Below are 11342 nucleotides of genomic sequence, written 5' to 3'. Positions count from 1 at the left end.
CGCGGGCGGCGGCGCGCCGGCCCGGCCGCAGGCTCCGCCCCGAGACCCGTCGCCGAACGCGGGTCCGGCCGCGCCGGACCTGACGGCGGCCGATGCGGCGGTGCCCGGCTGGACGGCCCTCATCGACGCCCTGATGAAGAAGTCGCCCCGCCTGGGGTCGTGCCTCATGACGGGCCTGCCGTCCCTGAGCGAGGACGGCCTGCTGCGCGTGGGGTTCACCGAGGACCGCAGCTTCGCCGTGCGGAGCATCGAGTCCGAGTGCGCGACCATCGCGGCCGTGGCCGGGGAGCTCTGGCAGCGCCGTCTGCGCGTCGAGCTGGTGCTGGGCGAACAGGGGCAGGCCACCGAGGTGACGGAGGAGATCCGGCAGGAGGTGGCGCCGACCCACAGCGAGGAGCTGGCCAAGGCGTGTGCCGAGGACGCGGCCCTGAACGATCTGGTCGACATGATGGGCGGCGGCAAGCCCCTGCCCGAGACCGAACGCGAGCGCTGGCAGAAGCGCGGCAATTAGCCGGCGGCGCCACCGCGCCCCGCAGGACCACAACCCGAAGGATGCGACGTCATGGACATGCGGATGCTCATGAAGCAGGCCCAGCAGATGCAGGCCAAGATGGCCAAGGCCCAGGAGGAGCTCGCGAGCAGGGAGGTCACCGCCGAGGTGGGCGGGGGCCAGGTGAAGGTCGTCATGGACGGCAAGCACCGGCTCAAGAGCATCGAGATCGCGCCCGAGAGCCTCGATCCGAACGACATCGAGTTCCTGCAGGATCTCGTGGTCGCGGCGGTGAACGAGGCGGCGAAGAACGTCGACGCCATGGTGGAGAAGGAGATGGGCTCGGTCACGGGAGGCATGAACATTCCCGGACTGGGGCTGTAGGTGTCCGGACCCGGCAACGGCAGGGACCTGCAGGACGGCGGCGAGTTCCAGTCGCCCGCGCTCGAACGCCTGGTGCGCAGCCTGAACCGGTTGCCCGGGCTCGGGCGCAAGTCGGCCACCCGGCTGGCGCTGCACCTGGTGGCCCGGGCCGAGGGGCCGACGGTGCCGGCCGAGGAACTGGTGGCCGCCATCGCCGAGGCGCGGGAGAAGGTCACCCATTGCGCGCGGTGCGGGGCCATCACCGAGCCGGATCCGTGCCGGGTGTGCACCTCGCCGCGCCGCGACGCGACGCAGATGTGCATCGTGGCCACGCCCGTGGACGTGCTGCCCTTCGAGAAGGCGGGATTCTACCGTGGCCGCTATTTCGTGCTGGGGGGCATGCTGTCGCCGCTGGACGGGGTGCGCGCCCAGGATCTGCCCTTCGACCGGCTCGTCGGGCGCATCGACGCCGACGGGGTCCAGGAGGTGATCATCGCGCTCGACGCCAGCGTGGAGGGGGAGACGACGGCCCTGTACATCCAGCGCCTGCTGGAAGGGCGCGAACTGGAGCTTTCGCGCCTCGCCACGGGCATTCCGGTGGGAGGGGCCCTGGCCTACACGGACGAGGTCACCCTGCAGCGGGCCTTCCAGTTCCGTCGTTCCTTCTGAGGGCGGATCGGGCCCGGGCACGGACCGCACCGGGGCCCAAAAATCCTGTTAAGCCGCCCCCTCCCCTGACGATATCCCCCCTAGAGGCAATACACGCAAACGTCCCCCGCACCCGATGCCGGGCACCGCGGCAGGAGAGCGATTCATGGTCAGAGCGGAATGGGCCATCTTCGAAGAAGATTATTGGGCCATCAACAACGTCCTCGAAGACCTGCTCAAGAGCAGTCGGGCGGGGAACGTGCTGTTGATCGACCGCACGGGGCAGTTGATCAGCCAGATCGGCCCCGACGTCGAATTCGATCTGACGAGTTTCGCGTCCCTGTGCGCGGCCGACTTCGAGGCCAACTACCAGCTGGCCAAGCTGATCGGCGAGAAGGATTTCAGCACCCTGTTCCATCAGGGCGCGAAGGACAGCATGTACCTGGCCAAGATCGCCAAGGGTGTCGTCCTGGTGGTGTTGTTCAGCAAGAGCACGACGCTCGGCCTGGTCCGCCTGCGGGTCAAGCACGCCGTCGGCGAGCTCAACGCCGTGATCGAAAAGTTGTACGAAAAGCTGGAATACCGGAACGAGGAGTACGACCAGTTCGATGACAACTTCACCGAAGAAGTGGAAGCCGAAATCGACAACCTGTTCGCTGACTAAAAGGCAGGCCAAAGGGGTAATGCCGTGTCGTTGATCAACTATTCGTCGCGCGAGATCAATTGCAAGGTCGTGTACTACGGCCCCGGTCTCGGGGGCAAGACCACGAACATCCAGTACGTCTACGAGAAACTGGCGCCCGAGACGAAGGGCAAGCTGGTGACCTTGGCGACGGAGATGGATCGGACCCTGTTCTTCGACTTCCTGCCGCTCGAGCTCGGCGAGGTCAAGGGGTTCAAGACCCGCTTCCACCTGTACACGGTGCCGGGGCAGGTCTACTACAACGCCTCCCGCAAGCTGATCCTGCGCGGCGTCGACGGCATCGTCTTCGTGGCCGACAGCTCCGAAGCGCGCTTCGACGCGAACATCGAGGCCCTGTACAACCTGCACGACAACCTGAAGGAATACGATCTCAGCCTCGACGAGATCCCCTTCGTGATGCAGTGGAACAAGCGCGACGCCCCGGACGCCCTGCCCATCGACGAGCTCAACGAGGAGCTCAACCCCGAGGGCTACGAGAATTTCGAAGCCGTGGCGATCAACGGCACCGGCGTCTTCGACACCCTCAAGTGCGTGGCGAAGCAGGTGCTGCGCCAGCTGCAGACCAGCTGACGCGAGTCCGGCTCCGGACCCGAGGCGCGGCCATCACGGCCGCGCCTCTTTTTGTCCCCGCGCAGGGTTGCCGCCGCGGGGGCCGGGGGTTAGGTTGCGGGAGGTTCCGCGCCCGCTCACCCGAAAGGACCACGATGCCCCGACCCCTGCTCTATGCCCTCGGCACCTTCTTCGGCACCGGCTTCGCCCCGTTCGCCCCGGCCACCGTGGCCAGCGCCGCCTTCGCGGCGGTGTGGTGGGCGGCCTGGACCTGGCTGGGCCCGATCCCCGTCTGGCTGAACGTCGCACTCCTGGTGGCGGTCACCGCCGTGGGCATCCCCGTGGCCGGACGGCTCGAGCAGATCCACGGGGAGGACCCGTCCCTGGTCGTCATCGACGAGGTCGCCGGCATGCTGGTCACCTTCCTGGGCGTGGCCGGCGGGCCGCTGGCCTGGTGCGTGGGCTTCTTCTGGTTCCGCGTGACGGACATCCTCAAGCCGCTGGGCGTGCGCCGCCTCGAGCAGCTCGGGGGCGGCGGCGGACTCGGCATCATGGCCGACGACATCGGCGCCGGCGTGCAGGCCTGCGTGCTGACCCACCTCACCTTGTGGGCCCTGGCGAGGTTCGCGGCGTGAGACCGGTGCCGGTGAAGATCATCGCCATCGGCGACGAGCTGCTCGAGGGCCGCACGGTCGACTCCAACAGCCAGCGCATCCAGCGGGCCCTCGGCGGGCACGGGGTGCAGGTGGCGCTCATCCAGGTGGTGCCCGACACCCCCGACGCCGTGGCCGCGGCCCTGCGGCGCACCGAGCCCGGCGACCTGGTCTTCATCAGCGGCGGCCTCGGTTCGACCCCCGACGACATGACCCGCGACATGGTCGCCGCCTGGGGCGGCGTCGAGTTGCGCGAGGACGCGGCCGTGCGCGCGAACCTCGAGGAGCGTTGGCGCCGGCGCGGCGTGCAGACGCGGCCGGGCGTGTTCAAGCAGTGCCAGGTGCCCGCGGGGCTGACGCCGATCGAGAACCCGGTGGGGTCGGCGCCGGGCCTGGTGGGCCCCCTGGCCGGGCGCTGGGTGGCCATGCTGCCCGGGGTGCCGGCCGANCTGGCGGGGCTGCTGCCGCCCGCGGTGGCGCGGCTCGAGGCCGCCGGCGTGCTGCCCGCGCCCCGGCCGCACCGCGTGTGGCGAACGGCCCAGATCGCCGAGCTCGCCCTGGTCAAGCGGTGCGAGGAGATCCGCGCCCGCTACGGCCGGCTGCGCTGGTCGTGGTGGCTGACCGACTGGGGCGTCGACATGCGCCTCGGGGCGCCGACGGAAGGCGATCCGTCCGATAGGGACGACCTGGATGCCGCGGCCGCGGCCATCGACGCGGAACTCGGCCGGCTGGTCTACACGCGGGACGAGCGGCCCCTGACCCTGGTCGTGCAGGAGCACATGCTCGCCGCCGGCGCCACCCTGTCCGTGGCCGAGTCGTGCACCGCGGGGCTGCTGGGCGGGGCGCTGACGACGGCCGCCGGTTCGTCGGGCTTCTTCCGGGGCGGGATCCTGGCCTACGCCGACGAGGTGAAGGAGAAGCTGCTGGGCGTGCCCGCGGCGACCCTGCGCGAACACGGCGCCGTGAGCGGCGAGACGGTGCGGGCCATGGCGGCGGGCTGCCGGGAGCGGGTGGGCACCGACTACGCCCTGGCCGTCAGCGGCATCAGCGGACCGGGCGGCGGCAGCGAGGACAAGCCCGTGGGCACGACCTGGATCGCGGTGGCCACGCCGGCTGCGGTCCATGCGGCGCGCTACCGCTTCCCGGCCGATCGCGACCGCAACCGCCTGCTGACGGTGGCCGCGGCGGTGGACACGCTGCGGCGCGTGCTGACCGGCGGCGACGACGTGCCGCCCTGGTTCCCCGACGACACCTGGGGGCGGCCCGACGCCGATTGAAGGTCGCGTCCCGCTGACGGCCGCCCTTGGAACGACGACGGCCGACCCGCCCGGGTCGGCCGTCGTGTCGCGTCCCTCCGGACGGCTACTCGTCGCGCGCCGCGAACTCCTCGGCCGAGAGCACCGCGAGCGGGGCGAGATCGGCCTTGGCCAGCCGCTCGTTGAGATCGGCGAGCCGGTCGCCGCACAGGTCGGCGAAGCGCCGGTCGGCGTCGGCGATGAGGCGGCCGAAGTCGTCCAGCCGCGCGGCCTGGTCGGCCGACGGGGCGCCACCGTAGCCGGAGATCGCCGCGTACAGCCGCACCACGTCCTCGCGCAGCTTCCGTTTGCCGCTGATCCCCTGCACCTCCTCGGTCACCATGAGCGTCCCGTGGAAGCGGTCCACGTCGTCGGCGAACCCGCGCAGGCGCCGGGCCAGCTTGTCCTTCTCCCCGCGGTCGGCGACGCGGGCCCGGGCGTCGTCGCGCAGGCCGGTGGCCGCCTCGGCGACGTAGGCGAGCCGCGCGAGCATGTCGTAGGCCTTCTGCACCGCGCGCTGCTGGGCCGCGCGGGCCGCCGCGTCGTGGGGGTAGTCCGGGTCGTAGCCCACGTCGACGAAGCCCTCGTAGGTCTCCTTGCCCTTGGTCAGACGCCAGGTGTAGCGGCCCTCGGGCGCGGCCGGCCCCACGGCGCCGGCGTACGAGGTGGCCGGATCCAGGGTGGGCGAGGGAGCCACCTTGGGGGGCTTCAGGCGCGGCGACCAGGTCACCACGTTCAGGCCCTTCCGCTTGCTCCCGGGCAGCGTCTTGAGCAGCTCGCCGTCCGGCGCGAAGATCTCGAGCTTCATCTCGCCGAACATGTGCCGCTTCTGCAGGTAGTAGCGGATCACCGCCGCGGAGGTGGGATTGCCCGCCGCGTAGTGGGTGTCGCCCGGCGAGAACGAACGGCCCTGGGGGATGCGCAGCACCGCGGGCCGCGAGGCGAGCACCGTGACGGGCGCCGCCAGGACGGCCGGCGTCAGTTCGCGCAGGGGCCCGAGGTCGTCGATGACGAGGACGCCGCGGCCGTGGGTGCCGATCACAAGGGCGTTGTCGCGCTCCTGCAGCGCCAGGTCGCGCACGCTGACCGGCGGCACGCCCTCGGTGAAGCGGGCCCAGTTCCGGCCGCGATCCAGGGAGATGTACAGGCCCTGTTCGGTGCCGAGGTAGAGCAGGTCGGCGTTCACCGGATCCTGGCGGATCACGTGGGCGTGCCCGACCACGTCGGGCGAGTCCAGACGGGTCCAGGTGCGGCCGCCGTCGGCCGTGCGCAGCACGTGGGGGCGCATGTCGCCGCGGCGGTGCCCGTCGCAGGTGACGAAGGCCTCGTCCGCGGCGTGGCGCGAGGGCTCGACCGAGCTGATCCAGGTGCCGCGGGGCACATCGGGCAGGGCGCCGGACACGTCGCGCCAGCGGGCACCGTCGTCGGTCGTGACCTGCAGGCGCCCGTCGTCGGTGCCGACCCAGATGACGGCCCTGTCCAGGGGCGACTCCGCGACGGCGAAGATCGTGCAGTGGTTCTCGGCCGTCGTGTTGTCCACGGTCAGACCGCCGGACTCGGCCTGGCGCTGCAGGTCCGGGTCGTCGGTCGTCAGGTCGGGGGAGATCACGTCCCAGGTCTCGCCGCGGTCGGCGCTGCGGTGCAGGAACTGGGAGCCCACGTACAGCCGCGTCGGGTCGGTGGGGCTGGTGGCGATGGGCGTGTTCCAGTTGAAGCGCAGTTCGGGGCCGTCCGGGCGCGGCTGGGGCCTGATGTCCTTGTCCTCGCCCGTGCGCAGGTCGTGCCGGTTGACGTTGCCGCCCTGCCATTCCCAGTAGACGAGGTCCGGATCGCCGCGGTCGACCACCACGGCGAAGCCGTCGCCGCCGCCGAGGTTCTCCCAGTCGCGATTCTCGATGCCGCTCGGGGAACGGCTCGGCGCGTACCACGACCCGTTGTCCTGCAGGCCGCCGTAGACCCGGAAGGGTTCCCGGTCGTCGACGGACACGTGGTAGAACTGGCTGATCGGCAGGTTGGGCACGTGGCGGAAGCCGTCGCCGCGGTTGTGGCTGATGTACAGGCCGCCGTCGGTGCCCAGGACGATGTGCTGCGGGTCGCGCGGGTTGATCCACATGGCGTGGCCGTCGGCGTGCACCCAGCCGCCGATGCCGCCGAAGAGCCGGCCGCCGTCACGGCTCGACACCACGAAGGTGTTCATCTTGTAGATGCGCTCGTGGTCGACCGGATCGGGCACCAGGTGGCCGAAGTAGAACGGCCGGCCGGTGATGACCTTCTGGTCGGTGGTCAGGTGCCAGCTCTCGCCCAGGTCGTCCGAGCGGTAGAAGCCGGACTTCTCCGCCTCGACCGCGGCGTAGAGCACGCTCGGCCGCGACGGCATCACGGCCACGGCGATGCGGCCCAGGTCGCCGGCGGGCAGTCCGTCGCGGACGGGCCGCCAGGTGGTGCCGCCGTCCATGCTCTTGAAGAGCCCGCTGCCCGGTCCGCCGCTGTGGAACGAGGCCGGGTCGCGGCGGAATTCCCACATGGCGGCGTAGAGGATGTCCGGATCCTGCGGGTCGATGGCCAGGTCGTTGCAGCCGGTGCGGGGGTCGCCGGCGAGCACCTGCTCCCAGGTGGCGCCGAAGTCGGTGGTGCGGTACACGCCGCGCGTCGGGTGGTCGTCCCAGAGGTGCCCGAGAACCGCGACCCAGACGGTGGCCGGGTCGTCGGGGTGGATGATCACCCCGGCGATGCGCTCGCTGTCGGCGAAGCCCACGTGCTGCCACTCGCGGCCGCCGTCGACGGTGCGGTACAGGCCGTCGCCGGTGCCCACGCTGTTGCGCACCCAGGTCTCGCCGGTGCCGACCCACACGGTGTCGGGCCGGGCCTGGTCGATGGTCACGCAGCCGATGCTCTGCGCGTGGTCGTCGAAGACCGCTTCGAAGGTGGCGCCGGCGTTGCGGCTGCGCCACACGCCGCCGCCGGCCGCGCCGACGTACATCAGGCGCGGATCGGCGTCGCACACATCGAGCGCGCTGATGCGGCCGCTCATGATGGCGGGGCCGAGCTCGCGGGCGCGCAGGGCGCCGAAGACGTGGGGGCCGACGGGAAAGCCCGCCGCCGCGGCGGCGGCGGCGACGGCGGTGTCGGCGGTGGTGGCCGGCGCGGAAACGGGCGCCCCGAAGGCGCCCGTCACCAGCACCAGTCCCAGGATCAGGACGGTGGCTCGCATGGTCATTCCTCTTTCCTACTGGCCCTCGGGCGTCGCGGGCGCCGCGGGGGCGGCGGCCGGCATGGCGAAGATGGACGGATCGATCTCGGTGTCGTGCTCGACGGTGTCCAGGACGATCTGGCTGACGACCTGCGCGCCCATGCGGGTCTCGATGGAGAACGGGATCACCATGCCGTTCACCTCCTGGAAGTCGGACATGTAGGTGTCCTGCGAGACGACCTTGCCGTCCCAGTCGATGGTCGCCGACTGCTTGATCGTCAGGAAGTACTCCTGGTCGATGAACATGTCGATGACGATGCCTTCCCCGGTGTCGATCTTCAGCTGGTAGGCGGGCGTGCCCTCGACGTCGGCCTCGCCCACGAAGGTGACCTCGTAGCCCTTCCTGTCGGCGCCGAGCAGCAGGCCGTCCATATCCGACTGCAGCTTGAAGCTCTTGTTCTCGAGCTCGCCCATGGGCTGGGCGTCCTGGCTGCCGGTCATGGGGTTGATCGTCCAGCCCTGGGTGCCGTCGTAGGCCTGGACCATCTTCATGCCCATGACGTCGATGTCCAGCCGCATCAGGTTCGGGCGCACCTGGCGCATGTTGAAGGGGAACTCCATCCCCTGGGCCATGGCCTTGCCGGTGGCGGTCATGCTCTTGACGGCCTGGAGCTTGTCGGCTCCGCCCTGGGCCTCGATGCTCTTGGCGACGAGCTCGTCCTTGTCCATGGCGAAGGTCGGCGCCGCGGCGACGAGGGCGATCAGCAGGGCGGCGCTGAGCAGAATGCGATGCTTCACGGGAATTCCTTCCGGTTGGGATGACGCCCGCTCGGGGGCGACGCAGGGATTTCGCAGCGAGTACACCCGCATCGGGCCGGATATTCAAGGGGAATCGTCGCGGGCCGTGCGGTCCGGAAAGCACGACGCCCCGCCGATGGCGGGGCGTCGGGGGCGTCGGAGGGGGCGACGATCAGTAGGTGATGCGCGGGTCGGTCTTCTTGGCGGCGTCGACCCACTTGGCGACGGTCGCGGCCGGCGGCGAGACCCGGGCGAGGTTCTTCTCGTCGTTCACCTTCGCCATGGCGGCGGCGAGGTTCTCGGCGTTGCGGTTGCGGAGCTCCTTGACGGTGTCGACGCCGGCGCCCTCGAGCAGCTCGGAGTACTGGGGCCCGATGCCGGAGATCCGCATCAGGTCGGCCATGTTGGTCCACTTCAGCAGGGTGGACTCGCCGACACCCGTGGTCGCGGCGACCGACTTGCGGCCGGCCGGCGTGGCGCACTGGTCCAGCAGGTGGTCGGTGGTCTTGATGCCGGCGGTGCCCAGCTTCTCGGCGTAGGCGGGGCCGATGCCCTCGATGTCGGTGATCTTGTAGCTCATGACGGTTTCCTTTCGTGGTCCCGCGGGACCGGTGGTTCTCAGTGCAGCTGCTCCAGTTTCGCACGGAACGAGGACAGGGTCGGGCCGACGATCTCGCCGACGCCCGCCATGTTCTCGATCCGCGCCATGGCCTTTTCGAGCTGGGGCCGGGCCGAAGAGACCGCACCGAGCAGCTTCTCCTTCTTGGCCGGATCCATGGCGGCGAACTTCTCGACCAGCTGGCCGAGGTCGCCGTCCAGACCCTTCAGCTGCGGCAGGGCGGCCTTGGCGCTCTCCACGTCGGTGATGCCGCCGAAGGCCTCGGCGGCCTTGGACAGCAGCTTGCCGACGTCGCCGGCGGCACCCAGGTCGGTCGACTTCAGGGTCTCCTGGGCCTTGTCGCAGGCGGACATGGCGCCGAGACAGGCCAGCACGATCGCGACGAGCGCGATGCGCGGGATGCGGTTGTTCATGATTCCTCCACGGCCGTCCCGGGGGATGGGACGGCGGCTGTCATTGTCGGTACCCCTCCGAACGGCCATTAGACAACTTCCGCACCCGGAAAGTCACGCGAAATCGTCGCGAATCTTGCCCGGACGGCCGCGGGCTGCTAGAATCGCGCAGCCGAATCCCCCCCACCGCCCACCCCCGATCCGACAGGGAGACGACATGACCCAGGGGCACCCCAAGGGCCTTTACGTCCTTTTCTATACCGAGATGTGGGAGCGCTTCAGCTACTACGGCATGCGCGCCATCCTCGTGCTCTACATGACCCGGGCCCTGCTGTTCGACGTGGCCAAGGCGAGCACCGTCTACGGCAACTTCACGGGCCTGGCCTACCTGATGCCCCTGGCGGGCGGCTACATCGCCGACCGCTGGTGGGGCAACCGCCGCTCGATCCTCGTCGGTGGCGTGGTCATGGGCGTCGGCCAGTTCCTCATGTTCCTCTCGGCGCGGTTCTACGCCGACACCGCCGTCTCGCATCCGCTGCTGTGGGCGGGGCTGGGCGTGCTCGTCGTGGGGACGGGGCTGTTCAAGGCCAACATCGCCTCCATGGTGGGCTCCCTCTACGCGCCCGACGACAAGCGCAAGGACTCGGCCTTCACCGTCTTCTACATGGGGGTGAACATCGGGGCCTTCCTGGCGCCGCTCGTGGCCGGCGGGCTGGGGGACACCGGCCGGCCCGAGGACTTCCAGTGGGGCTTCCTGTCGGCGGCCATCGGCATGTTCGTCGGCACGATCGTCTTCCAGGTCTTCAAGGACCGGCACATCGTCGACGCCGACGGGAACGCCCTGGGCCTGCCGCCGCGCGAACGCAAGGCCGGCGCCGACCACGGCCACGACGTCCCGCTGACGCGCGAGGACAAGGAGCGGGTCGCGGTCATCTTCATCCTCAGCTTCTTCGTCATCTTCTTCTGGGCCTGCTTCGAGCAGGCCGGGGCCTCGCTGACGGTCTTCGCCGACCGCCAGACCGACCGCGAGATCTTCGGCTGGACCATGCCCGCCAGCTGGTTCCAGTCGGTGAACGCCGTGGCGATCGTCGTCTTCGCGCCGGTCTTCGCCTGGCTGTGGTCGCGCCTCGGCCGCGTGAACCTCGACCCGAGCACGCCCGTGAAGATGAGCCTCGGCTTCGTGTTCATGGCCATCGGCTACCTGGTCATCGCCCTGGGGGTGCGGGGCGTCGGTCCTGAGATGAAGGTCAGCATGATGTGGCTGATCAGCCTGTACCTGCTGCACACCTTCGGCGAGCTCTGCCTGTCGCCCATCGGGCTCTCGGCGGTCAGCCGCCTGTCGCCGCCCAAGTTCGCGTCGCTGATGATGGGCGTGTGGTACCTCTCGTCGTCGGCCGCCAACAAGGCCGCGGGGGTGCTGAGTTCGTTCTATCCCGAGGCCGGACGTCCGGCTCCCGTCTTCCTGGGTCGCGAGATCACGAACCTGCACGAGTTCTTCGTGCTCTTCATCTTCATCAGCGGGGCGGCCGGCGTGCTGCTCTTCTTCCTCGCCCGCCCGATCACGAAGTGGTCGCATGGGAGGGCATAGATCGGCCCGGTCCGGCCGCCGGGACACGGCGGGCTCCGCAAAGCAGAAGTCGCC

The 11342-nt window shown here is 70.2% G+C and carries 12 protein-coding genes; 8 read left to right on the top strand and 4 right to left on the bottom strand.

The window, feature by feature from the left end; all coding sequences use genetic code 11:
* The 7 genes from KDM41_15030 to KDM41_15000 form a co-directional block, all read left to right on the top strand.
* Window positions 1-511 (top strand): hypothetical protein (locus KDM41_15030; protein MCB1184740.1); only part of this gene is annotated, 511 nt, incomplete at its 5' end.
* 51 nt (window positions 512-562) lie between these two features.
* Window positions 563-874 (top strand): YbaB/EbfC family nucleoid-associated protein, encoded by a 312-nt coding sequence (locus tag KDM41_15025; protein MCB1184739.1) that lies wholly within the window; start codon window positions 563-565, stop codon window positions 872-874.
* A 27-nt stretch (window positions 875-901) separates the two neighbouring features.
* On the top strand, window positions 902-1522 hold the full coding sequence (gene recR / locus KDM41_15020) for a recombination protein RecR (GenBank protein ID MCB1184738.1): 621 nt from the start codon (window positions 902-904) through the stop codon (window positions 1520-1522).
* Between the two features lie 145 nt (window positions 1523-1667).
* Window positions 1668-2165, top strand: coding sequence for a roadblock/LC7 domain-containing protein (locus tag KDM41_15015; protein MCB1184737.1), 498 nt, complete (start codon window positions 1668-1670; stop codon window positions 2163-2165).
* Between the two features lie 24 nt (window positions 2166-2189).
* Entirely contained in the window at window positions 2190-2774 is a 585-nt protein-coding gene (locus KDM41_15010; GenBank protein MCB1184736.1) for a gliding-motility protein MglA, read from the top strand.
* Between the two features lie 134 nt (window positions 2775-2908).
* Window positions 2909-3388: a phosphatidylglycerophosphatase A gene (locus KDM41_15005; protein ID MCB1184735.1), complete on the top strand. Its 480-nt coding sequence runs from the start codon at window positions 2909-2911 to the stop codon at window positions 3386-3388.
* Complete coding sequence (locus KDM41_15000) at window positions 3385-4683, top strand: nicotinamide-nucleotide amidohydrolase family protein (GenBank protein MCB1184734.1); 1299 nt, start codon at window positions 3385-3387, stop codon at window positions 4681-4683. The genes KDM41_15005 and KDM41_15000 overlap by 4 nt, the downstream gene beginning before the upstream one ends.
* Before the next feature lie 85 nt (window positions 4684-4768).
* Here the strand turns inward: KDM41_15000 and KDM41_14995 are convergent, their stop codons facing one another.
* The 4 genes from KDM41_14995 to KDM41_14980 all read right to left on the bottom strand — a co-directional run bounded on the left by KDM41_14995 (window position 4769) and on the right by KDM41_14980 (window position 9721).
* A complete protein-coding gene (locus KDM41_14995; GenBank protein ID MCB1184733.1) occupies window positions 4769-7912 on the bottom strand; it encodes a glycosyl hydrolase in 3144 nt (1047 codons plus the stop codon).
* 15 nt (window positions 7913-7927) lie between these two features.
* Window positions 7928-8689: a hypothetical protein gene (locus KDM41_14990; GenBank protein MCB1184732.1), complete on the bottom strand. Its 762-nt coding sequence runs from the start codon at window positions 8687-8689 to the stop codon at window positions 7928-7930.
* A gap of 172 nt (window positions 8690-8861) precedes the next feature.
* Window positions 8862-9269 carry a DUF4332 domain-containing protein gene (locus KDM41_14985; GenBank protein MCB1184731.1) on the bottom strand — a complete coding sequence of 136 codons (408 nt, stop codon included), beginning with the start codon at window positions 9267-9269 and terminating at the stop codon, window positions 8862-8864.
* 38 nt (window positions 9270-9307) lie between these two features.
* Window positions 9308-9721, bottom strand: a complete 414-nt coding sequence (locus KDM41_14980) for a hypothetical protein (protein MCB1184730.1) — start codon at window positions 9719-9721, stop codon at window positions 9308-9310.
* A 196-nt stretch (window positions 9722-9917) separates the two neighbouring features.
* Here KDM41_14980 and KDM41_14975 point away from each other — a divergent pair, with 196 nt between their 5' ends.
* Complete coding sequence (locus KDM41_14975) at window positions 9918-11288, top strand: peptide MFS transporter (protein ID MCB1184729.1); 1371 nt, start codon at window positions 9918-9920, stop codon at window positions 11286-11288.
* Window positions 11289-11342: the final 54 nt, after the last annotated feature.

This window comes from bacterium (assembly GCA_020440705.1).
Taxonomy (GTDB): Bacteria; Krumholzibacteriota; Krumholzibacteriia; order LZORAL124-64-63; family LZORAL124-64-63; genus JAGRNP01.
Note: the sequence above shows the minus strand (reverse complement) of the source record. Positions and strands in the feature narration are given on the sequence as shown.